General features: G+C 65.4%; 20 protein-coding genes and 1 pseudogene. 8 read left to right on the plus strand and 13 right to left on the minus strand.

The genetic code is table 11. The features are described 5' to 3' along the window. The first annotated feature begins 89 nt into the window (after positions 1-89). From JD971_RS07570 to JD971_RS07595, 6 genes are all read left to right on the plus strand, one after another. Entirely contained in the window at positions 90-389 is a 300-nt protein-coding gene (locus JD971_RS07570; protein WP_202087029.1) for a DUF1153 domain-containing protein, read from the plus strand. A gap of 62 nt (positions 390-451) precedes the next feature. Next, positions 452-715, plus strand: a complete 264-nt coding sequence (locus JD971_RS07575; protein WP_202087030.1) for a GlsB/YeaQ/YmgE family stress response membrane protein — start codon at positions 452-454, stop codon at positions 713-715. A 258-nt stretch (positions 716-973) separates the two neighbouring features. Beyond that, positions 974-2221 (plus strand): efflux RND transporter periplasmic adaptor subunit, encoded by a 1248-nt coding sequence (locus tag JD971_RS07580; protein ID WP_202087457.1) that lies wholly within the window; start codon positions 974-976, stop codon positions 2219-2221. Between the two features lie 13 nt (positions 2222-2234). Next, the gene (locus tag JD971_RS07585; protein ID WP_202087031.1) at positions 2235-5669 is read left to right on the plus strand and encodes an efflux RND transporter permease subunit; all 3435 of its coding nucleotides are present in this window, start codon (positions 2235-2237) and stop codon (positions 5667-5669) included. A 36-nt stretch (positions 5670-5705) separates the two neighbouring features. Beyond that, on the plus strand, positions 5706-6947 hold the full coding sequence (locus JD971_RS07590) for a DUF445 domain-containing protein (protein ID WP_236672344.1): 1242 nt from the start codon (positions 5706-5708) through the stop codon (positions 6945-6947). Positions 6948-7054: 107 nt separating this feature from the next. Next, positions 7055-7810 (plus strand): sigma factor, encoded by a 756-nt coding sequence (locus JD971_RS07595; RefSeq protein WP_202087032.1) that lies wholly within the window; start codon positions 7055-7057, stop codon positions 7808-7810. 22 nt (positions 7811-7832) lie between these two features. Here JD971_RS07595 and JD971_RS07600 read toward each other — a convergent pair whose 3' ends face one another. The 4 genes from JD971_RS07600 to sucC form a co-directional block, all read right to left on the minus strand. Then, on the minus strand, positions 7833-8021 hold the full coding sequence (locus JD971_RS07600) for a DUF1289 domain-containing protein (protein ID WP_202087034.1): 189 nt from the start codon (positions 8019-8021) through the stop codon (positions 7833-7835). Positions 8022-8093: 72 nt separating this feature from the next. Then, positions 8094-9023 carry an electron transfer flavoprotein subunit alpha/FixB family protein gene (locus tag JD971_RS07605; protein ID WP_202087035.1) on the minus strand — a complete coding sequence of 310 codons (930 nt, stop codon included), beginning with the start codon at positions 9021-9023 and terminating at the stop codon, positions 8094-8096. Beyond that, positions 9020-9769, minus strand: coding sequence for an electron transfer flavoprotein subunit beta/FixA family protein (locus tag JD971_RS07610; protein ID WP_202087036.1), 750 nt, complete (start codon positions 9767-9769; stop codon positions 9020-9022). The genes JD971_RS07605 and JD971_RS07610 overlap by 4 nt, the downstream gene beginning before the upstream one ends. Before the next feature lie 71 nt (positions 9770-9840). Continuing rightward, positions 9841-11040, minus strand: a complete 1200-nt coding sequence (gene sucC / locus JD971_RS07615; protein WP_202087037.1) for an ADP-forming succinate--CoA ligase subunit beta — start codon at positions 11038-11040, stop codon at positions 9841-9843. Positions 11041-11299: 259 nt separating this feature from the next. On the opposite strand from sucC, the gene JD971_RS07620 reads away from it, so the two are divergent. Then, positions 11300-12094: a 3'(2'),5'-bisphosphate nucleotidase CysQ gene (locus JD971_RS07620; protein WP_202087038.1), complete on the plus strand. Its 795-nt coding sequence runs from the start codon at positions 11300-11302 to the stop codon at positions 12092-12094. Positions 12095-12111: 17 nt separating this feature from the next. On the opposite strand, the gene JD971_RS07625 is transcribed toward JD971_RS07620, so the two are convergent. Next, complete coding sequence (locus JD971_RS07625) at positions 12112-12789, minus strand: OmpA family protein (protein WP_202087039.1); 678 nt, start codon at positions 12787-12789, stop codon at positions 12112-12114. Positions 12790-12992: 203 nt separating this feature from the next. On the opposite strand from JD971_RS07625, the gene JD971_RS07630 reads away from it, so the two are divergent. Beyond that, positions 12993-14333: a hemolysin family protein gene (locus JD971_RS07630; protein ID WP_202087040.1), complete on the plus strand. Its 1341-nt coding sequence runs from the start codon at positions 12993-12995 to the stop codon at positions 14331-14333. 42 nt (positions 14334-14375) lie between these two features. Here JD971_RS07630 and JD971_RS07635 read toward each other — a convergent pair whose 3' ends face one another. The 8 genes and pseudogenes from JD971_RS07635 to gpmA form a co-directional block, all read right to left on the minus strand. Continuing rightward, a complete protein-coding gene (locus JD971_RS07635) occupies positions 14376-14789 on the minus strand; it encodes a DUF3035 domain-containing protein (RefSeq protein ID WP_202087042.1) in 414 nt (137 codons plus the stop codon). Between the two features lie 56 nt (positions 14790-14845). After that, complete coding sequence (gene lspA / locus JD971_RS07640) at positions 14846-15370, minus strand: signal peptidase II (protein WP_202087044.1); 525 nt, start codon at positions 15368-15370, stop codon at positions 14846-14848. Beyond that, the gene (gene ileS, locus JD971_RS07645) at positions 15367-18279 is read right to left on the minus strand and encodes an isoleucine--tRNA ligase (protein ID WP_202087046.1); all 2913 of its coding nucleotides are present in this window, start codon (positions 18277-18279) and stop codon (positions 15367-15369) included. The genes lspA and ileS overlap by 4 nt, the downstream gene beginning before the upstream one ends. Before the next feature lie 61 nt (positions 18280-18340). Then, positions 18341-19267 carry a bifunctional riboflavin kinase/FAD synthetase gene (locus JD971_RS07650; RefSeq protein ID WP_202087047.1) on the minus strand — a complete coding sequence of 309 codons (927 nt, stop codon included), beginning with the start codon at positions 19265-19267 and terminating at the stop codon, positions 18341-18343. Between the two features lie 31 nt (positions 19268-19298). Beyond that, positions 19299-19796 (minus strand): dihydrofolate reductase, encoded by a 498-nt coding sequence (locus JD971_RS07655; protein ID WP_202087048.1) that lies wholly within the window; start codon positions 19794-19796, stop codon positions 19299-19301. Then, a pseudogene (locus JD971_RS07660) lies at positions 19793-20877 on the minus strand (5-(carboxyamino)imidazole ribonucleotide synthase). Before JD971_RS07660 ends, JD971_RS07655 begins: the two are co-directional and overlap by 4 nt. Further along, positions 20867-21355: a 5-(carboxyamino)imidazole ribonucleotide mutase gene (purE, locus tag JD971_RS07665; protein ID WP_202087049.1), complete on the minus strand. Its 489-nt coding sequence runs from the start codon at positions 21353-21355 to the stop codon at positions 20867-20869. Before purE ends, JD971_RS07660 begins: the two are co-directional and overlap by 11 nt. A gap of 10 nt (positions 21356-21365) precedes the next feature. Beyond that, the gene (gpmA, locus tag JD971_RS07670; RefSeq protein WP_202087050.1) at positions 21366-22052 is read right to left on the minus strand and encodes a 2,3-diphosphoglycerate-dependent phosphoglycerate mutase; all 687 of its coding nucleotides are present in this window, start codon (positions 22050-22052) and stop codon (positions 21366-21368) included. Positions 22053-22125 lie beyond the last annotated feature (73 nt).

The following is a 22125-nucleotide window of genomic DNA, read 5'->3' on the forward strand; positions in this document are numbered from 1 at the left end:
GGCCGGCCCGTCGTTCACGTGGCGGTGGCGGCGCGCCCCCAAGAGCTTCCGTGCGGGATGGCAGAACCCGCAGGCGTAACGAGGAACCGATGATCGAGAATCAGAAAATCACCCCGGCCATGGTGATCGGGCCGCAAGGCGAACCGATGACGCTGGACGATCTGCCGCCGCCCACGACGCGCCGCTGGGTCATTCGCCGCAAGGCCGAGGTCGTCGCCGCGGTCAGCGGCGGCCTGCTCACCATTGACGAGGCATGCGACCGTTACGCGCTCAGCCTCGAGGAGATCGCGTCGTGGCAACGCGCGGTCGAACGTTCCGGCATGAAAGGACTTCGCGTCACGCGGATTCAGAAATATCGCGACAAGTACAAGCGGCAGATGAATTACTGATCCCCCAACGGAACATATTGCGCAGGCCCACGTTTCCCTCCCAATATTGAAGGAGGCATGACATGGGTTTTATTATTGCACTGATCGTTGGCGGTATCATCGGTTGGCTCGCCAGCATCGTGATGCGCCGGGATGCCTCGATGGGCATTTTCTGGAATATCGTGGTGGGCATCGTCGGTTCGTTTCTCGGCCTACTCATCGGCGGGCTGTTCGGTGCCGGCTCGACGTTGACCAGCTTCGATCTCGTCGGGCTGCTGTTCTCGTTCATCGGTGCGGTTGTCCTGCTCGCCATCGTGAACATGGTGCAGCGCGGCCGCGTTCGCTAAGCCGATAACGAAAAGTCCGGTACCGGACCCGATAGAGCGCCCCCGCGGCGCGCCTGTCCCGGTCACGGTCTGCAATGGGCTCGCCATACGGCGGGCCCATTTGCGTAGCGGCACCGTTGCCCCGCAGCGGTCCGCGGCACGGAATTCCGCGACACAGGCATTTCGCATGTGCGGCTTGTTTCGGGTGATATAGTTGTGTAACACAGCTTATTCTTCAAATCCCGTCCGGGGCTGGGGCGGATTCGGGCAGTGAGCCATATGCAATACGAACATTCGATCGGTTCCGCGCCAGGGGGGGAACTCGCGCGCGAAACCGACACGCAATCCGTCGATGCGGATCGCTCCGTCGTGACGGAGTACGAAGAAGACGAACGCCTCCATTCGGCCCGGCGGCGCCGGATCATCATCACCGCTGTGGTGGTGGTGGCGGTGCTGATCGCGCTGGCGTTTTTCCTGTCGCGGGACGACGCGCCGGCGGTCGGCGACGAAGAGATCGCCGCAGGGGCCGAGGTGCCCGCCGTGTCGGTGCTGGTGCCCGGACGCAGCAATGTCGCAGGCGAGATCACCACGAGCGGCACGCTATCCGCGCGCCGCCCGGTTCCCGTCGGCTCCGTCGGCGAGGGCGGCGAGGTGCGGAGCGTGCGCGTCGATCAGGGCGACTGGGTCCGGCAGGGGCAGATCCTCGCCGTGATCGACCGTTCGGTGCAAAGCCGCCAGGTCGAGGCGCAGCGCGCGCAGGTCGAGGTGGCGCGTTCCGACGCGCGCCTCGCGCAGGCGAATCTCGACCGTGCGTCGCAACTCGTCGAGCGCGGCTTCATCAGCAAGGCCGACATCGACCAGCTCACCGCGACGCGCGATGCCGCCGCCGCCCGTGTCCGCGTGGCGGAGGCGCAGCTCGGCGAGCTCAACGCCCGCAATGCGCGGCTCAATATCGTGGCGCCCGCGTCCGGGTTGATCCTTACGCGCAGTGTGGAGCCGGGGCAGGTCGTGGGCGGCGGGACGGAATTGTTCACCATCGCCAGCGGCGGCGAAATGGAAATGGCCGCACAGATCAGCGAAAGCGATCTGGCGCGGCTTTCCGTCGGCGTTCCGGCGCGGGTCACCCCCGTCGGCACCGAGCAGGCGTTTGCCGGTCAGGTCTGGCAGCTTGCCCCCACCATTGACGAGACCACGCGCCAGGGCACCGCCCGCATCGCGCTCCCCTACGACCGCGCCCTGCGGCCGGGCGGCTTTGCAAGCGCGGTCATCCAAGCCGGCACGTCGAGCGCGCCCGTACTTCCCGAATCGGCGCTTCTGTCGGATCAGGACGGCAGCTATGTCTTTGTTCTGGGCGACAACAACCGCGTCCGGCGCAAGGCCGTGCGGACCGGGATCGTCACCCCGCGCGGCATCGCGGTGATCGAGGGGCTCTCGGGCAACGAGCGCGTCGTCCTGCGCGCGGGCGGTTTCCTCAGCGACGGCGATGAAATCGAACCCCGCCTGGTCAAGCGTGAGGCCGCACGATGACGGGATTCGCGGCATGAACGTCAATCGCATTTCCGAATGGTCGATCCGCAACCCGATCGTGCCGATCGTCATCTTTGCCGCATTGCTGTTCGCCGGCATCATCGCGTTCAACCGGATGGACGTGAACAACAATCCGGACATCGATTTTCCCGGCGTCACCGTGACCGTCGTGCAGCCCGGTGCGGCCCCGACGGAAATCACCACGCAGATCACGCAGATCGTGGAGGCCGCCGTCCGTTCGATCAACGGCGTCGACCAGATTCAGTCGACGGCGAGCGAGGGCAGCAGCTCCACCTTCGTGCAGTTCGAGATCGGCGTCGATGCGAACGATGCCGTCAACGAGGTGTCGAACGCCATCGATCAGGTGCGCGGCGATTTGCCCGACGGCATCCTGGAACCGCGGGTGAGCAAGGTGAACGCGGGCGGCAACGGGCCGATCGCCTATTACGCGGTGAGCGCCGACGACATGACGATGGAACAGCTCAGCTGGTTCATCGACGACACGATTTCGCGCCGCCTCCTGTCGATCGAGGGCATGGCCTCGGTCAGCCGCGCGGGCGGCGTCGACCGCGAGATTCGCGTGGTCGTGGATCCGTCGCGGATGCAGGCCTATGGCGTCACCGCGGCGCAGGTGAATGCGGCGCTGCGTCAGATCAACACCGACGCGGGCGGCGGCCAGACCGAGATCGCCGGATCGCGGCAATCGGTGCGCGTGCTCGGCAATGCGGAGAGCGCGTACAACCTGCGCGAAACGCGGATCAATCTCCCCGGCGGGCGGGCCATCCGCCTGCGCGACATCGCCGATGTCTACGACGGATATTCCGAACAATCCTCGATCGCCAAGATCAATGGTAAGCAGGTCGTGACCTTCGGGATGGAGCGGGCCAAGGGCGCCTCGGACGTGAGCGTCTACGACGCCGCGCTGGAGGAACTCGACGCGATCGAGCAGGAAAATCCCGGCATTCATTTCACGCAGCTGTTCACGAGCGTGGAATACACGAAATCGCAATATGACAGCTCGATGGAGGCGCTGGTCGAGGGGGCGATCCTCGCCGTTGTCGTCGTGTTCTTCTTCCTGCGCGACTGGCGCGCCACGCTGATCAGTGCGGTGGCCATTCCGCTGTCGGCGATCCCCACGTTCTGGTTCATGGACCTGATGGGCTTCACGCTCAACACGCTGTCCCTTCTAGCGCTGAGCCTGGTGGCCGGTGTGCTCGTCGATGACGCCATCGTCGAGATCGAGAATATCGTGCGCCACATGCGCATGGGCAAAACCGCGTTCCAGGCCTCCATCGACGCCGCCGACGAAATCGGGCTGGCCGTGGTGGCGACGACGATGTGTATCGTCGCGGTGTTCCTGCCCGTGGCGTTGATGCCGGGGCTTACGGGGCAGTTCTTCAAGAATTTCGGCGGGACGGTGGTGGCCGCCGTGCTGATGAGCCTTGCCGTCGCGCGTATGATCACGCCCATGGCGGCGGCCTATTTCCTGAAAGCGCACGGCCATGCCGAACATGGCGAGGGCCGCGGCATGGACATCTACATGCGCGTGCTGCGCTTCATGATGGATTCGGACAAGGCGGAGGCGTTCAAGCAGCGTCATCCCTCGCCGATCGCCTTTCTCGTGCCCGCCCTGATGTTCGGGCTCACGGTATTCGCGATCGCGCTTGTGCTGATGCTGGCATCGGGCGGGTTTGCCGAGCTTTTCGAATCGCTGCTCCAATCCGCGATCGCGGGCGGCATCGCGTTTGGCGCCATGCTGGCCATCGTGCTTCTCTTTTCGCTCATCGGGGCGTTCTTCGGGTCGGGCACGATGATGGGACGCGCGCGCAGCTTCGGCCACCGGGCGCAGGCACGCGCGCGGGACCATCGGCTCTGGGCATTCTACATCGGCCTGTTCGCGCTCGTCGCGACGGTCGCATTGTTCATGAACATGCCGCAGGAGTTCCAGCCGCAGACCGATGCGGACGACAGCCGTGTCGATATTTCCATGCCGCCGGGCACCACGATCGAGCAGACCGAGGTCGTCGCCGACCGCGTCACCGCCCTCCTGGAGGAGCAGCCCGAGGTTGCCAGCGTCATGGAGCGCGTGAACGAAGGCTCCGCGCGGCTGTTCATTACGCTCGTCCCGGCCAGCGAACGCAACTCCAAAAGCTTCGAACTGGAGCGCGCGCTCACCCCCGCGCTTCAGGAAGTGGCCGATGCCCGCGTCAGCTTCGCCTCGCAGGGCGGCGGATTTTCGGGCCGCGCGCTGTCGATCATGCTCACCGGGTCCAACCCGGAAGAGCTCGATCAGGCGGCGCAGACGTTGATCGAGCAGATGCGCACCATACCCGAGGTCGTCGCCCCGCGGATCGAGGCCGACCTCCAGCGTCCGGAACTCATCATCACGCCGCGTCTCGACCTTGCCGCGCAACTGGGCGTGACGACTGCCTCATTGAGCCAGGCGATCCGTATCGCCACACTGGGCGAGATCGACCAGAACGCGGCGAAATTCTCGCTGTCGGACAGGCAGGTGCCGATTCGCGTGATCCTGGACCGTTCGGAACGGCGCGACATCGACACCATCGCCAATCTGCCGGTGCCCACCGCGACCGGCGGTTCCGTCCCGCTCAACCGCGTCGCCGAGATCAGCTTTGGCGCAGGCCCCACGCAGATTCAGCGGTTCAACCAGGCCCGCCGCGTGCTCATCGGTGCCGACCTTGCCGCCGGCGCGGTGTCCGGTCCCGTGCGCGAGAAGATCGACCAGCTGCCGATCATGCAGAACCTGCCCACCGGCATATCCAACCGCCCCGTCGGCGACGCCCAGTGGCAGGAGGAATTGAACCAGAACATGATCACCGCCGTCATTACGGGGATCCTGCTGGTGTTCGCGGTGCTGGTCCTGCTTTACAAGCGCGTGGTGTCGCCTCTGGTGAACATGACCTCGCTTCTGCTTGCGCCGCTGGGCGGGCTGCTGGCGTTGCTGCTGGTGGGGGCGATGACCGGCCTGCCGATGCCGATCTCGCTGCCGGTGTATATCGGGCTGCTGATGCTGCTCGGCATCGTGGCGAAGAATTCCATCCTGCTGATCGATTTCGCGCTGGAGGAGATGGAAGCCGGTGTTCCCAAGCGCGAGGCCATCATCGATGCGGGGCACAAGCGTGCGCAGCCGATCGTCATGACCACCGTGGCCATGGCGGCGGGCATGGTGCCGACGGCCATTTCCCTTTCGGGCGATGGCGCGTGGCGGCAGCCGATGGGGATCGTCGTGATCGGGGGGCTGATCATGTCGACGCTCCTGACGCTCGTCATCGTGCCGGCGGGTTTCAGCCTTGCCGACGGGTTCGAAAAGCGTATCGGCCCGCGCCTGCGCCGCTGGCTGCTCACCTATCGTCCGGGGGAGGGGGAGCCCGAGCCCGCCGAAACCCCGCGTCCCGATGGCGGGCCCGCCGTCCAGCCCGCACCATAACGGCCCGTCTTGACCGCACCCCGGCTTAATCCGACCATGCCCGCGGACGATGTGCAGGACCGGGGACGGACCATGCGCATGTTTGCGACCGGGCTGCTCGTGCTCATGGCGGTCGTGTTCTTCGTCTCGCGCCGGTACGACGACATTCCCGCGATCGGGTTCGTCACGGCATTCAGCGAGGCGGCGATGGTCGGTGCGCTGGCCGACTGGTTCGCGGTGACCGCGCTGTTTCGCCATCCGCTGGGCCTGAAGATCCCGCATACGGCGATCATCCCCACGAACAAGAACCGCATTGCCGACAATATGGCGAGCTTCCTGCGCCATAATTTCCTCATTCCGCAGGTCGTGGCGCGGCGCATGCGCCCGATGAACCTCGCGCAGGCGGCGGGCGATTTCCTCGCGGATCCGGAACGGCTGGCCCAATCGAATGTCGGTGCGGGGGCGGCGGCGCTCTTTGCCGAGGTGCTGGAATCGCTCGACCCGGATCGGCTCGGAGCGCAGGTGAAGGACGGGCTCAAACGCCAGCTCGAAGGAATCGAGATCGCGCCGGTGCTGGGCGAGATGCTGGCAGGCGCGATCGCGGACGGACGCCATCTTCCGTTGATGGACGGGGTGATCCGCTGGGCCGGGTTGACGCTGGAGGATAACGAGGCGCTCGTCCGGCAGATGATCAGCGACCGGGCCAATTCGCTGCTGCGCTGGACCGGGCTCGATGCGAAACTCGCCAATTCGGTGCTCGACGGGCTTTACCGCATGCTGGCCGAGATGCTGGTCGATCCGGACCACCCGCTCCGCGCGAAGGCGCAGGAGGGGCTCGACAGCCTCGCCCACGACCTCGTCCACGACCCGGAGATGCGAGCCAGGGTCGAGGGGTTCAAGACCGAATTGCTGAACAACCCGGCCGTCGGCGCCTGGTGGCAGGGCGTCTGGGAACGGATGCGGCACAAGCTCATCGCGCTGGCCCGCGACCCGCAGGCGGTGTCGGGCTATCTGAGCGGGACGCTCACCGATCTGGGCCGGGCGTTGCAATCCGATCCGCGCCTGCAATTGCAGATCAACCGCTTTGCCCGGCGCAGCGCGGTCGGCGTGACGAGCCGCTATGGCGATCAGCTGGTCCGGCTCGTCTCCGAAACGGTCAAGGGGTGGGACGCGGCCACAATTACGGACCGCGTCGAACGGGCGGTCGGGCGCGACCTGCAGTTCATCCGCATCAATGGCACGCTGGTCGGCGGGCTTGTCGGGGTGGCGATCCATACGCTGGAAATCTGGCTCCCCTGAGGGGTCTTAGGTAAAAACCGCTAGGTGCGCGTTTCTCGATATTAGCGCATGATCGATACTCTTTCCGTTGGGCGATGCGACCAACCCGCCCGCAGACGGAGAGTGTCATGTCCGCCATCACCGATGCGCTCGAGCATGAGGTAGCCTGCGCACGCACCACTCGCGCCCAGTATCGCGCGACGCGTGACCGCCGCTGCAAATCGGAAGAAAACCGGCATTTCGACCGGATCATGGCGCTGCTCGGTCCGCGCATTCGCCATCTGACGCGCGCCTACGGGCTCAACGCATGGGCCGACGATGCGGAGCAGGCCTGCGCGATCGCGGTTCACCGGGCGATCGACGACTATGATCCAGCCATCGCGCGCTTCACGACCTTCGTGACATGGCCGCTGAGGGGCGAGTTGAAGGCATTGCGCAATCGCGTCCGCCCCGAGCTGCGCGAAACGAAGGCGCCGATACGATATAGCGTCGTCCCACTCGATCATGGCGAGGGGGACTATATCGAACTCGTCGACGTGTCCGCGATGACGCGCGTGGAGCAGGGGGCCGCCCGCCGCCTGGCCCAGGGGGCGCTCGACCGGCTTCTGTCGGAATACGAACGCGGCATCATGGACCGCTTGTGCAGGGATCTTGCCGCGGCGGATGGCTCCCGCGGGGCTGGGCCGGGTCCGGTTCGTGCCGCTGCCATCGACGATATGAAGGGCGTGCTGCGCAAGGAACGCGAGATCGTCGCGCGCTATGTCTTTGCCGATGGGAAGGACGACAAGTTCGCTGAGAACGATGACGAGTTTACAGCGGAGCAGCAGCGCCAGATCAGCCGGCGGGTCCTCCGCCATCTGAGCGCGAAGGCGCCTGCTATCTGAGCCTTGCGGCGACGCGTCCGCGTCACGGCCCCGGCCGTTCTCCCGACCCGCGATCGAGCCGTGCCGGCAATTGCGCCATGATCGCCTTTCGCTCCCCCGGTGGAAGCATCGCCCATCGCGCGATTTCGTCCAGTGTGCGTCCGCAAGCCGTGCACCATTCGCCCGCGTCGTCGAGCGTACAGACCTTCCGGCAGGGCGAGGGGATCGTCATCGAGGGGCCTTCATGAAAAACCCCCGGCGCGCATGTCGCGGCCGGGGGTTTCCCGCTTATCCTGCAACAGGGTCAGAGCTTCCCGGTCAATTCCGGCACCGCTTCGAACAGATCGGCGACGAGGCCGATGTCGGCGACCTGAAAGATCGGGGCATCCTCGTCCTTGTTGATGGCGACGATGACCTTGGAATCCTTCATGCCGGCGAGATGCTGAATCGCGCCGGAGATACCGATCGCGAAATAGACTTCGGGGGCGACGATCTTGCCCGTCTGGCCGACCTGGTAATCGTTGGGGACATAGCCCGCATCGACCGCCGCGCGGCTGGCGCCGACGCCGGCGCCCAGCTTGTCGGCGAGCGGCATGATGATCTTTTCGAAGGTTTCGCCGTCCTTCAACGCGCGTCCGCCCGACACGATGATGTTCGCGCTGGTCAGCTCGGGCCGGTCGCTCTCGGCGAGCTGCTGCCCGACGAAGCTCGACAGACCGGATTCGCCCGGACCGCTCGCATCCTCGACGCTGGCGGATCCGCCGGTCGCTTCCGCCTTTTCAAAGGCGGTGCCGCGCACGGTGATGACCAGCTTCGGATCGCTCGATTCGACGGTGGCGATGGCATTGCCGGCATAGATCGGACGGGTGAAGCTCTTGTCCCCCTCGACCGAGAGAATGTCGGAAATCTGCATCACGTCGAGCATCGCGGCGACCCGCGGGGCGATGTTCTTGCCCGTGGTGGTGGCGGGGGCAAGAAACGCGTCGAACCCTTCCATCAAACCGGCGATCAGCGGCGCGACGTTTTCGGCCAGCTGATGCTCGTACGCCGCATCGTCGGCTTTGAGCACCTTCGACACGCCGGCGACCTGCGCGGCGGCATCGGCGACCGCGCCGCAACCGGCGCCCGCGACCAGCACGGTCACATCGCCCAGCTTCGCCGCGGCGGTGACGGTGGCGAGCGTCGCATCGCCCAGTTCGGAATTGTCATGATCGGCAAGGACGAGCGTGTTCATTTCGCAACTCCCATGGACTTCAGCTTGGCAACCAGCGCATCGACGTCCGCGACCTTTTCACCGGCCTGGCGCACCGGCGGTTCGGACACGTTGGTCACGGCGAGGCGCGGCGCGGTATCGACCCCGTAATCGCCGGGCGTCTTGGTATCGAGCGGCTTCTTCTTCGCCTTCATGATGTTCGGCAGCGAAGCATAGCGCGGCTCGTTCAGGCGCAGGTCGGTGGTGACGATGGCGGGAAGCGTGAGCTTCACCGTTTCGAGGCCTCCGTCCACCTCGCGCGTGACGGTCACGGCATCGCCGTCGATCTCGACCTTGCTGGCAAAGGTGCCCTGCGGCCGTTCCATCATCGCGGCGAGCATCTGCCCGGTCTGGTTGGAATCGTCGTCGATCGCCTGCTTGCCGAGCAGGATGAGGCCCGGCTCTTCCTCGGCGGCGATCGCCTTGAGGATCTTCGCCACGGCCAGCGGTTCGACATCGTCGTCGGTTTCGACCAGGATCGCGCGGTCGGCACCCATGGCGAGCGCGGTGCGCAGCGTTTCCTGCGCCTTTGCCGGGCCGATGGATACGGCGACGATCTCTTCGATCTTGCCGCCTTCCTTCAAACGGATCGCTTCTTCGACGGCGATTTCGTCGAAGGGGTTCATGCTCATCTTCACATTGGCGAGATCGACGCCGGAACCGTCGGATTTCACCCGCGGCTTCACGTTATAATCGATCACCCGCTTTACGGGTACGAGAGCCTTCATGCGCTTGTCTCCCAAGTTTCGTAGAAATTCAAAGGGGCGGTATGGTCATAACACACCGCCCCGCAAATGGTTCACGCGGCCTTTTTGACCTGCGCGACGATCTTCTCCGCGGCGTCGCCCAGATTGTCGCCGGACACGATGGGAAGGCCCGAATTTTCAAGGATTTCCTTGCCCTTCTCGACATTCGTCCCTTCGAGGCGAACGACCAGCGGCACCGACAGGTTCACTTCCTTCGCCGCCGCGACGATCCCGTCGGCGATGATGTCGCACTTCATGATCCCGCCGAAGATATTGACCAGAATGCCTTCGACCGCCGGATCCGACAGGATGATCTTGAACGCCGCGGTCACCTTCTCGGTCGTGGCGCCGCCGCCCACGTCGAGGAAATTGGCCGGGAACGCACCGTTGAGCTTGATGATGTCCATCGTCGCCATGGCAAGCCCGGCGCCGTTCACCATGCAGCCGATATTGCCGTCGAGCTTGATATAGGCGAGATCGTGCTTGCTCGCCTCGACCTCGGCCGGGTCTTCCTCGGTTTCGTCGCGCAGTTCCTCCACCTTGGGGTGGCGATAGAGCGCGTTGCCGTCGAAGCTCATCTTGGTGTCGAGGACGAGCAGCTTGCCGTCCTTCGTTTCCACCAGCGGGTTGATTTCCAGCATCTCGCCGTCGAGCGCCATGAACGCCTCGTAAAGCTGCTTCGACAGCTTCTGCGCCTGCTTGTTGAGGTCGCCGTCCAGCTTCAGCGCAAAGGCCACCGCGCGCCCGTGGTGCGGCATGAAGCCCTGCGCCGGGTCGATGGTGATCGTGGTGATCTTTTCAGGGGTTGAATGCGCGACATCCTCGATGTCCATGCCGCCTTCGGTGGACACGACCATGGCGACCTGACCGCTGGCCCGGTCGACGAGCAGGGCGAGGTAGTATTCCTCGGCAATGTCGACGCCGTCGGTGACGTAGAGGCGGTTGACCTGCTTGCCCTCGTCGCCGGTCTGCACGGTGACGAGCGTGTTGCCGAGCATGTCCTCGGCATCGGCGCGCACGTCGTCGATGCTCTTGGCGAGGCGGACGCCGCCCTTCGCATCGGGACCGAGTTCCTTGAACTTGCCCTTGCCGCGGCCGCCGGCGTGGATCTGCGCCTTCACGACATAGAGCGGTCCGGGCAGCTTCTTGGCCGCTTCGACCGCTTCCTCGACGGTGAGTGCGGCATGGCCTAAGGGGATGCCGACGCCGAAGTCCGCGAGCAGTTCCTTGGCCTGGTATTCATGGATATTCATGGACGGTCCCTATCGTCTAGAGTGAGTCTGGTTGCGCGGTTGCCCGCTTTTTGCATCCATGTCCCGCATTTTGCAGCCATGGCTCGCATTTTGCATTTGCGTAAAGCATAGCATTGCCTGCTTGAAAAGGGCTGCTGCCGCTTTGGTGAGGGGGCGATGCGCAAATGCGATGCGATTGCAAAGGCAGGACAGGCGGCGGCACCCATTCGGGGCCGGACGTTAAAGGGCGATTGATGACAAAAGCGAATGCAGAACCGCGATGATCGACCAGGAGCGCCTGGACCGCATCATGCAGGAGGCAGGCGGCATCGCCATGGCCATGTGGCCGGGGGCGGGCCATGCGCCGGAACGCTGGGAAAAGGACGATAATACACCCGTTTGCGCGGCCGATATCGCCGTGAACGCCTTTTTGCGGGAGGAATTGTCGCGCCTGCTTCCCGCCGCCGGCTGGCTTTCGGAGGAGACGGCCGATGCGCCCGACCGCATCGCCGACGGGCTGATCTGGCTCGTCGATCCGATCGACGGCACGCGCGATTTCCTGCGCGGGCGGACGGGCTGGGCCATTTCCGTCGCCTTGGTCAGCGCGGGCCGCTCGCTCCTCGCCCGGTTGCAGGCTCCGGCGCGCGGCGAATCATGGTCGGCAGAAGCGGGGCAGGGTGCAACGCGCAATGGCGCCGCCCTGCGCGCGCGGCGGCGCGAATCGCTCGTCGGGGCGCGGGTTCCCGTCGATGCCCTGCCCAAGGTCGACCGGATCTTCACCATGGTCGACAAGCCCAACAGCATCGCGCTGCGCATCGCGATGGTCGCGGCGGGGGAGGCGGATCTCGTTGCGACGCTGCGCTGGGGCTATGAATGGGACATCGGCGCCGCCGGCCTGATCGCGCGGGAGGCGGGCGCCATCGTCACCGATGCTTTCGGTCAGCCCTTTGCCTATAACAAGCGTGACCCGCGGGCGTTCGGGACGCTGGTCACCGCGCCCGGCATCCATGCTCCCGCGCTCGCCCATATAAAGGAGCGGGCCGACCGGCTGTCCGCCGGGGCCCGCCCTTCATAAACGCGATCCGCGCAAGATCAGTTGCGCGCGGCGTCAACCTCTTCCTGGCTGATCGGAATGATCTTCAGCTCGACGCGGCGGTTCTGTGCGCGGTAAGCCTCGGTATCGTTCGATGCGACGAAATTCGTCTCGCCAAAGCCCTGCGATGCGATGCGCGCGGCGGGGACGCCCTGCTGAATGAGGTAGTTGGCGACGGCCTCGGCGCGCTGCTTCGACAATTGCAGGTTATAGCTGTCGGAGCCGGTCGAATCGGTATAGCCGTACACGTCGATCAGGCTGTTGGGATAGGTGCGCAGCGATTGCGCGATCGAATCCAGCGTGCTGCGGAACTGCGGCTGAATGGTGTAGCTGTCGACGGGGAAGGTCACGCCATTCGGCAGGTTCACGAGGATCGAATCGCCGTCCTCGCGCACGTCGACACCGGTGCCGGCGGTCTGTTCGCGCAATTCCTTGATCTGCTGATCCATGGTGTAGCCCACCGCGCCGCCGGCCACGCCGCCGACGCCCGCGCCGATGATGCGCGCCGTCTTCCCGCCGATGATCCCGCCGAGCAGATAGCCCGCCGCCGCGCCGCCCGCCGTGCCCAGAACGGTGCGCGAGACCTTCTGCTCCCCGGTGTTGGGGTCGGTGACGCAGCCTGCGAGACCGATCAGCGACACAGCGGCAATGGCGGTGGTGAAATAGCGTTTGGCCATGGAAATATCCTCTTTGACGCGCCCGGGCGGTTTACTGACAACATTCGAAAATAGGTTTCGGGCGACTATTGGCCTGTATAACGCGCGGGACGGGGCGCCGGTTCCGCATCGCGCACGCCATCGCGGCGCTTGCCCGGCGGGGGAAAAGGGCGCTATCACCCGAATTCCGAATTCCACTCCCGTTCTGGCCAAAGGCGCCCGGCTTGTCCCCCTTCCCCTGGACTGATCTTTTCATCATCGTCGGGCTGATCCTGCTCAACGGTGTGTTCTCCATGTCGGAACTCGCGATCGTGTCGGCGCGCCCGGCCCGGCTCGGCCGGATGGCGCAGGAGGGCAGCAAATCCGCGCGCATCGCGCTTTCACTGGCCAGCGATTCGGGCAAGTTCCTCTCCACCGTGCAGATCGGCATCACGCTGATTGGTATCGTCGCGGGTGCCTATTCCGGCGCGAGTCTCGGCGATCCGGTGGGCGAGCGGCTGGCCCTGCTCGGCATTCCGGCGGATATTGCGGACGAGGCGGGCTTCATCCTCGTCATCGCGCTAACCACTTACCTCAGCCTGATCGTGGGCGAGCTGGTGCCGAAGCAGATCGCGCTCCGCGGGCGGGAGCGGATCGCGATGCTGACCGCGCCGTTGATGGCGTTGCTGGCGCGGATCGCCTTGCCGCTGGTCTGGCTGCTCGACCGGTCGACGGATGTGCTGCTGCGCCTGCTCGGCCTGCGCGGGAGCGGCGAATCGGGTGTCACCGCGGACGAGCTTCACCTCATCATATCGGAGGCGACGCGGTCCGGCGCGATCGAGGAGGCCGAGCGCACGATCATGTCGGAGGTGCTGCGCCTGTCGGACCGTCCGGTGCGCGAGCTGATGACGCCGCGGACCGAGATCGACTGGGTCGACCGGCGGGCGAGCATCGACGATCTGCACGCCGTCATCAACAGATCGCCGCATTCGCTGCTCCCGGTGGGGCAGGGGTCGGTCGAAAACATCATCGGCGTCATCAAGGTGCGCGAGGCGATGGCCGTGCTGATGAAAGGACGCCGTCCCAATATCTCCCGCATCATGCGCAAGGCGGAGGTGATCCCGGACCAGGTCGATGCGCTCGACGCGCTGCGCATCATGCAGCGCGGCGATGTCGCCATGGCGCTTGTGCACGATGAATACGGGCAGTTCGAGGGGATCGTGACGCCGGCCGACCTGCTGTCCGCGCTGGTCGGGCATTTCGTGAGCCACGCGGACGAGGGCGACGATCCGATGGTGGTGGAGCGCGAGGACGGATCGCTGTTGCTGTCCGGCGCATTGCCAGTGGACCGCCTGCCCGATTTTCTCGGCATCGAGGTGCCGGAGGATCGCGAATTCGCCACGCTGGCGGGATTCACGCTCTGGGTGATGAAGCGCCTGCCGACAGAGGGCGAGCATTTCACGGATCAGGGCTGGCGCTTCGAAATCGTCGACATGGACGGGCGCCGGATCGACAAGCTGCTGGTCAGTCGTGAAGTGCCCGCGCCGCCCGACGCGATGACAGACGGCGATCCGGGCGAGGTTTGAACAAGGTCCGGCGGAACCGTCCGCCGGACATCATGCCATCGATCAGCCTTCGGGAATGACCGCCTGCGCCTCGCCGCCGTCGCCCTGCGGCGCGGCGATGATGTCGCGGGTGACGACGCCCTTGTCGACCGTGTTCGTGGCCGTATCCCCGACGGAGGAGCGGATGCCCGCATCGGACGCGCCCGCGCGCGAGATCGCCGTGCTTTCCACGCCGCTCCGGCTCGCCGGGCCGCCGAACATCGCTTCCAATGCCTGCTGACTGCTCGACGGGTCCTGCGGGCGGGGGGCGCCGGGTTCGGGCGGGGTCAGCGTGAAATCTGGCGGAAGAGCCAGCGGCGCCTGTCGCGCGACGATCATCTCGTCCGGGGCATCGCGGTCGAACAGGTTCAGTCCGGCACCGCAACCGCCCAGCATGGGCAGCGCGGCCAGAACGGCGAGAGCGGAAAATTTGCGCATTGGGTATCGTCTCCGGGCCGTGGCGGCCAGTTGTGAATAAGCGACGCGGCAGGCCATCATGCGGCCGCCGCGCTGTCCTCCGGCTTGTCCCGTATTAGCAGCGAGCGGGCGAGCAGCAAAACCACGCCGCCTGTAATCGCCGCATCGGCAAGGTTGAAAATGGCAAAGGGGCGAAACGTGCCGAAGTGCAGATCGGCATAATCGACCACGAAGGTAAAGCGCAGCCGGTCGATAATATTGCCGACCGCCCCGCCGAGCACGAGCGCCAGCGCGACAATATCGCCGAACCGCTTTTCCCGCAGCATCCAGATCAGCACGCCCAGCGCAATCAACCCGGTCATCCCGAACAGCAGGATCCGGCTCTCCAGGCTGTCGGCGGTGAGAAAACCATAGGATATGCCGCGATTTTCGGCATAGCGCAGGTCGAAGAACGACACGATGTCGATCACCCCGCGTTCGCGCAGCCGCATCGGGCCGAGCAGCCAGAGCTTTACCAGCTGATCGACGAGCGCGATCCCGGCTGCGATGGCAAGGCCGGTGGTCCGGTGGCGCCAGACAGACTGCGTGCCGGCCTGCGTCACGCGGCATCCTCCGTATCGCCGACCACGTCGTCACAGCGCGCGCAAAGGTCGCCGTCTTCCGCCACATCGGGAAGATGGCGCCAGCAACGGCCGCATTTGGCCATGTCGGTGGGCGTGATCTGCACCGCGTCGTCCTGCCCGCGTTCCACTGTCGCGGTGATGAACAATTCGGCAAGATCGCCATCGTCAAATCCGGCGGGCACCGCATCGGCGGGTACGCGGACCTCTGCGGCGAGGCTGGATCGGATGGTCTTTTCCCGGCGCAGCGGTTCGATCGCCTCGTTCACGTCCTCGCGCAATTCGCGCAACCCGGCCCAGCGTTCGCACAGCGCGGCATCGTCCCATGCCGGATCGATTCCGGGCCATTCGAGCAGGTGCACGCTGTCCTCGTCTGGGAAGCGGGTCTGCCACACCTCCTCCGCCGTGAAGACCAGCACCGGCGCGGCATAGCGCACCAGCGCGTGGAACAGCATGTCGAGCACGGTGCGATAGGCGCGGCGGCGCGTATCGGTCGGCGCATCGCAATACAGGCTGTCCTTGCGAATATCGAAGAAGAACGCGGACAGATCCTCGTTACAGAAATCGACGAGCGCCCGGTTGTAATCGTTGAACTCGAAATCATCGACGGCGCGGCGCATTTTCGCATCCAGCTTCGCCAGCAGCGCGAGCACGTAGCGTTCCAGCTCCGGCAATTCGGACACCGGAAGCGCCTCTTCCTCCGCATAATCGGACAACGCGCCGAGCAGGTAGCGGAACGTGTTGCGCAGGCGGCGATACTGATCCCCGACACCCTTCAGGATTTCGGGACCGATGCGGTGATCCTCGGTATAATCGACCGAAAGCGCCCACAGGCGGATGATGTCGGCGCCGTAATCGCGCATCAGGTCGAGCGGGCTGATCGTGTTGCCCTTCGACTTGGACATCTTTTCGCCCTTGCCGTCCATGGTGAAGCCATGGGTCAGCACCGCGTCATAGGGCGCACGGCCCCGCGTGCCGCAGCTTTCGAGCAGGGACGACTGGAACCAGCCGCGATGCTGGTCGCTGCCCTCCAGATAAAGATCGGCGGGCCAGCTCAGGTCCGGCCATTTGCCCGATTCCAGGACGAAGGAATGGGTGCACCCGCTATCGAACCACACGTCGAGAATATCGGCGACCCGCTCGTAATCGTCGAGATCGTAATCGGGGCCGAGCAGGGCGGCGGCATTTTCCTCGTCCCAGCCATCGACGCCGTTTTCGCGAATGGCCGCAACGATGCGCGCGTTGACGGCAGGATCGACGAGATATTCGCCGGTTTCGCGATTGACGAACAGCGTGATCGGCACGCCCCATGCGCGTTGACGGGACAGCACCCAGTCGGGCCGGTTGGCCACCATCGAACCGATGCGGTTACGCCCCTTGGCCGGAACGAACCGCGTATCGTCGAGTGCGGCGAGCGCGGTTTCCCGGAGCGTCATCGGCTGATTCTGGTGCTCATCCGCCGGATCGATCGCGCCGCCTTCGTTTTCCCAGCGTTTTTCCTTCACGGCCTTGGCCGGCGTATGGCTCAACGCGCGATCCATCGGCACGAACCATTGCGGCGTGCAGCGATAGATGATCTTCGCCTTCGAGCGCCAGCTATGCGGGTAGGAATGCTCGTAACTGCCAACCGACAGCAACGCACCCGCATCGCGCAAATCCGAACAGATCGGGCCGTCGGGGGCGTTGAACTTCGGATTGATGACCGAGGCGCTGCGTTCGTCCGTGCGCGGCAGCCAGAGCCAGTCCTCGCGATAGCGGCCATCGGCCTCCACCACGAATTTCGGGTTGATGCCATAGGCCTTGCACAGCTCGAAATCGTCCTCGCCATGGTCGGGTGACATATGGACGAGGCCGGTGCCGGAATCCATCGTGACGAAATCGCCGGGCAGCATCGGGCGCGGCTCGGCATAGAACCCGCCGAGATGATGCATGGGGTGGCGGACCTTGGTCTTGGCGAGGGTTTCCGATGTCAGCCATTCGTCCGGCTTGGCTTCACCGACCGTCTTATCGAGCCAATCGACAATAACGCTTTCTTCGATGCCAAGCGCCTTCGCCATGTGACTGTAGAGACGCCGACCGAAAACGTAGCGCTTACCCGCGTGAGGAAAGGCCACATATTCGCTGTCGGGATCGAACGCCAAAGCCTGGTTCACCGGAATCGTCCACGGCGTCGTCGTCCAGATCACCGCATGCGCACCGACCAGTTCCGCAACCGGCGATTCCACGATTTCGAACGCGACGTCGATCTGCGTCGAGGTGATGTCCTCGTACTCCACCTCCGCCTCGGCGAGCGCGGTCTTTTCGACCGGCGACCACATCACCGGCTTCGCACCGCGATACAATTGCCCCGATTCGGCGAATTTCAGCAGCTCGGTGACGATCGTCGCCTCGGCCTCGAAATCCATGGTGAGATAGGGCTTGTCCCAATCCGCCATCGTGCCCAGCCGTTTCAACTGATCGCGCTGCACATCGACCCAGTGCTGCGCATAGGCGCGGCATTCGGCGCGGAATTCCTTGCGCGGAACGTCGTCCTTGTTCTTCTTCTTCTTGCGATACTGCTCCTCGACCTTCCACTCGATCGGGAGCCCGTGACAGTCCCAGCCCGGCACGTAGGGCGCATCCTTGCCCAGCAGCGTCTGCGTGCGCACGACCATGTCCTTCAACACATGGTTCAGCGCATGGCCGATATGCATGTCCCCGTTCGCGTAGGGCGGGCCGTCGTGCAGGATGAATTTTTCCCGCCCGCGCCGCGCATTGCGCAACGTGTCGTAGAGATTCGCATCCTGCCACCCGGCCAGAATGCCCGGCTCCTTTTGCGGAAGGCCGGCCTTCATGGGGAAATCGGTCTTCGGCAGGAACACCGTGTCTTTATAATCGCGCTTTTCGGTCATCGTCCGGCGCGTTAAACCGAAATGGCGCGCGGATAAAGCCGGTTCGACGTCGCGCCCCGCTTCACCCGTTCAACAAGGCCCGCGCCCGGTCGCAATCCTTCGCCATTTGCGCGACCAATGCGTCGAGATCGTCGAACTTCGCCTCCGGCCGGAGGAAATGGTGAAAGGCGACCTCGATCTCCTGCCCATAAAGATCTTCGGCGAAATCGAAGAAATACGGCTCGAGCAATTCCTTCGGCGGGTCGAAGCTGGGGCGGATGCCGACATTGGCCGCGCCCTGCAAGACGCGCCCGTCGGGGAGCCGCCCGGTCACGGCGTAAATCCCGTATCGCGGACGCAGATATTGCCCGAGATCGAGATTGGCGGTGGGATAGCCGATGGTGCGCCCAACCTTGTCCCCGTGCCGCACCGTGCCGCGCACGGCGAAGGGGCGGGTGAGCAGCCGGGCGGCGAGCCGGGGATCGCCGGCACTCAAAGCCTCGCGGATACGGCTCGACGATACGATCTGTTCGCCATTGGTGACGGGTTCGACCGTGATCGCGTCCATGCCCACCTTCGCGCCCAGCGTGCGCAGCGCCGCGACATCGCCGCACCGCCCCCTGCCAAAGGTGAAATCGCTTCCCGTCACGACGCATCTGGCGGCGAGCCGGCTGGCGAGGAGGTCGGCCACGAAATCCTCCGCCGTGGTGGTCGCCAGCGTCCGGTCGAAGGCGAAGACCACCATCGCATCGGCACCGAGCGCGGCGAAAAGCTCCTCCCGCTGATCCAGAGTGGTCAGGCGGAAGGGCGGCGTGTCCGGCTTGAAATAGCGGACCGGATGCGGATCGAAGGTGGCGACGATGGCGGGGCGGCCATGGGCGCGCGCATCGGCGATGGCGGCGCCGATGACGGCCTGGTGCCCCGAATGCACCCCATCGAAATTGCCGAGCGCCATCGTCGCGCCGGCAAGCGCGTCGGGCATGGGTTCACGGGCGTCGAGGCGGATCATCGCGCGTCTGTGCAGGAACGGGGCGAGCCGCTCAACCCCGGCGTTTCAGGGTGACGAAGCTATAGGCCGGGCGTTTTCCCTCGGCGGGATGATCCTCGCGCGCGGTTTCCTCCCACACGGCGGGATCGGGCGCGGTCATGTGCGTGTCCCCGGCAAAATCGGCATGCACCTCGGTCAGCTCGATCCGGCGGGCGCGCGGCATGACCTGCGCGAACACCTCCGCCCCGCCGATGACCGCGATGCGCGCGGCATTGGCGCGGTGGATCGCGGCGTCGAGATCGTGGACCACCTCCACATCGTCGTCGTCCGCCTGCCAGCCATCCTGACGGGTGAGGACGATATGCCGCCGACCGGGCAATATGCCGGGCAGCGAATCGAAGGTCGCGCGCCCCATGATCATCGGCGATCCCATGGTCAGCCGCTTGAACCGGGCGAGATCCGCCGGGATATGCCACGGCAGGCGATTGTCGATGCCGATCACCCCGTTGTCGGCCCGCGCGGCGACGAGGAAAAGCTCCGGCCCGGTCACGCCGCCACATCCAGGATAAGCCGGGTCACATGGCCCATCTTGCGCCCCTCGCGCACATCCTTGCCGTAAAGATGCAGGTGATTCGCAGGGTCGGCCAGCACCCCGGCCCAGCCATTGGCCTGCTCGCCGATGAGATTGTCCATCACCACGCCCGGCACGATCGTCGCCGTATCGCCCAGCGGCAAGCCGCAGATCGCGCGGATATGATTCTCGAACTGGCTCGTGCGCGCGCCTTCGATCGTCCAGTGGCCGGAATTGTGCACGCGCGGCGCCATTTCGTTGAAAACCGGCCCCTGCGCCGTGGCGAAGAATTCGAGCGTGAGCACGCCGATATAGCCCAGGGCCTCCGCCACGCTGGCCGAGAGGTCGCGCGCCGCCGGTACCTGCGCGGCGATGTCCGGGCGGGCCGGAACGGTGGAGCGCGCGAGGACGCCGCTGCTGTGCTCGTTCTCCGCGCTGTCCCAGTACCGGATCTCTCCATCCATTCCGCGTACGAGAATGACGGAGAATTCGGCGAGGAAATCGACGAAACCTTCGTAGATCAGCGGCGTAGCGGCGGGCAGGTCCGCATCCTCCGCATCGCGGGGCGACATGATGCGCCACTGCCCCTTGCCGTCATAGCCGTCGCGGCGGGTCTTCACGATGCCGGGCGTGCCGATCTGTTCGATCGCGCGGGTGAAATCCGCCTCGTCGTCCACGGCCATGAAGGGGGCGGGCGTCCCGCCCAGATCGGCCACGAAACGCTTCTCCGCCAATCGGTCCTGCGCGATTTCGAGCGCACGGATCGGCGCGCGCAAGGGGGCACCCCCACCGCGGCCAGCGGACCGACCGGCACGTTCTCGAATTCATAGGTCACGACGTCGCACGCGTTCATGAAGCGACCAAGCGCGTCCTCGTCCTCGAACGGGGCAGGCGTGAACGCGGCGCAGGTTTCGGCCGCCACGCACGGATCATCGGGCGCGAACACATGGCAGCGATAGCCGAGCTGCGCCGCTGCGACGCCCATCATCCGGCCAAGCTGCCCACCGCCCAAGATGCCGATCGTCGCGCCCGGTGCGATGGCCACGCGCTTATCCGGCATCGGTCGGACGCTCCGCGACGGCATCGCTCTGCATCTGGCGCCAGGCTTTGAGCCGGTCGCCGAGATACGCATCGCCGAGCGACAGGATCGAGGCGGCGAGAAGCCCTGCGTTCTTCGCGCCCGCCTCGCCGATGGCGAGCGTGCCGACGGGGACGCCGCCGGGCATCTGCACGATGGAGAGGAGCGAATCCTGCCCCGAAAGCGCGCGCGACTGTACCGGTACGCCCAGCACGGGGAGATGCGTCATCGATGCGATCATGCCGGGCAGATGCGCCGCCCCGCCCGCGCCCGCGATGATGACCTTGATCCCTGCGTCGGCGGCGCCCTTCGCGAAATCGAACATGCGTTCGGGCGTGCGATGCGCCGACACGATGCGCACGTCGGTATCCACCGCGAGATCGTGCAGCACGTCGGCGGCATGCTTCATCGTCGGCCAGTCGGACTGGCTGCCCATCACGATTGCCACCGGTGCCGCCATTGTCCCTGCCTCAGCCGTCGGAGAGAAAGTAGCGTTCGCCCGACACCCGCCCGTTTTCCACCGGGTAGACGAGCGGCTTTCCGGTCGGGATTTCGAGGCCGGTGATCTCGTCATCGGGAATGCCCGACAATTCCTTCACCAGCGCGCGCAGGCTGTTGCCGTGGGCGGAAATGATGACGGTTTCGCCCGCCTCCATCACCGGCACGATCGCCTCGCGGTAGTAGGGGACGACGCGTTCGATCGTGTCCTTCAGGCTTTCGGCGTCGGGCACGGGGATGTTGGCATAGCGGTCGTCGGCGGACAGGTCGAACAGCCCGCCGCGCGCCATGGGCGGGGGCGGGGTGTCGAAACTGCGCCGCCAGAGCTGCACCTGCTCCTCGCCGTGCTTGTCCGCCGTTTCCTTCTTATCCAGCCCGGTCAGCCCGCCATAATGGCGTTCGTTGAGGCGCCAGTCCTTCGTTTCCGGGATCCACAGCCGCCCCGCCGCCTGCAGCGCGATGTGAAGCGTGCGGATCGCGCGCGTCTGAAGCGAGGTGAAGGCGACGGTCGGACGCATGTCCTTCGCCATCATCAGCTCGCCCGCGGCCTTGGCCTCCGCCTCGCCCTTGTCGGTGAGGTCCACGTCCCACCATCCGGTGAAACGGTTCTCGAGGTTCCACTGCGACTGGCCGTGGCGGACGAGGATCAGGCTGGACAAGGCTACCGGTGCTCCTGAAAAAATTCGTTGCACCCGTGGCCCTAGCGAGCCGGGCGCGGTTTGAAAAGTGCGC

Origin of the sequence: Croceicoccus sp. YJ47 (assembly GCF_016745095.1) — a bacterium.
Classification (GTDB): Bacteria; Pseudomonadota; Alphaproteobacteria; order Sphingomonadales; family Sphingomonadaceae; genus Croceicoccus.

Bases quoted from the DNA above. Each gene is read 5' to 3' on its own strand.
- JD971_RS07635 (WP_202087042.1), bottom strand. From the start codon at position 14,789: ATGCGCAAATTTTCCGCTCTCGCCGTTCTGGCCGCGCTGCCCATGCTG.
- JD971_RS07625 (WP_202087039.1), bottom strand. From the start codon at position 12,789: ATGGCCAAACGCTATTTCACCACCGCCATTGCCGCTGTGTCGCTGATC.
- purE (WP_202087049.1), bottom strand. From the start codon at position 21,355: ATGGCGGCACCGGTGGCAATCGTGATGGGCAGCCAGTCCGACTGGCCG.
- JD971_RS07570 (WP_202087029.1), top strand. From the start codon at position 90: ATGATCGAGAATCAGAAAATCACCCCGGCCATGGTGATCGGGCCGCAA.
- JD971_RS07600 (WP_202087034.1), bottom strand. From the start codon at position 8,021: ATGACGATCCCCTCGCCCTGCCGGAAGGTCTGTACGCTCGACGACGCG.
- ileS (WP_202087046.1), bottom strand. From the start codon at position 18,279: ATGACCGAAAAGCGCGATTATAAAGACACGGTGTTCCTGCCGAAGACC.
- JD971_RS07650 (WP_202087047.1), bottom strand. From the start codon at position 19,267: ATGATCCGCCTCGACGCCCGTGAACCCATGCCCGACGCGCTTGCCGGC.
- sucC (WP_202087037.1), bottom strand. From the start codon at position 11,040: ATGAATATCCATGAATACCAGGCCAAGGAACTGCTCGCGGACTTCGGC.
- JD971_RS07620 (WP_202087038.1), top strand. From the start codon at position 11,300: ATGATCGACCAGGAGCGCCTGGACCGCATCATGCAGGAGGCAGGCGGC.
- JD971_RS07585 (WP_202087031.1), top strand. From the start codon at position 2,235: ATGAACGTCAATCGCATTTCCGAATGGTCGATCCGCAACCCGATCGTG.
- JD971_RS07605 (WP_202087035.1), bottom strand. From the start codon at position 9,023: ATGAACACGCTCGTCCTTGCCGATCATGACAATTCCGAACTGGGCGAT.
- JD971_RS07575 (WP_202087030.1), top strand. From the start codon at position 452: ATGGGTTTTATTATTGCACTGATCGTTGGCGGTATCATCGGTTGGCTC.
- JD971_RS07595 (WP_202087032.1), top strand. From the start codon at position 7,055: ATGTCCGCCATCACCGATGCGCTCGAGCATGAGGTAGCCTGCGCACGC.
- JD971_RS07580 (WP_202087457.1), top strand. From the start codon at position 974: ATGCAATACGAACATTCGATCGGTTCCGCGCCAGGGGGGGAACTCGCG.
- JD971_RS07610 (WP_202087036.1), bottom strand. From the start codon at position 9,769: ATGAAGGCTCTCGTACCCGTAAAGCGGGTGATCGATTATAACGTGAAG.
- JD971_RS07590 (WP_236672344.1), top strand. From the start codon at position 5,706: ATGCCCGCGGACGATGTGCAGGACCGGGGACGGACCATGCGCATGTTT.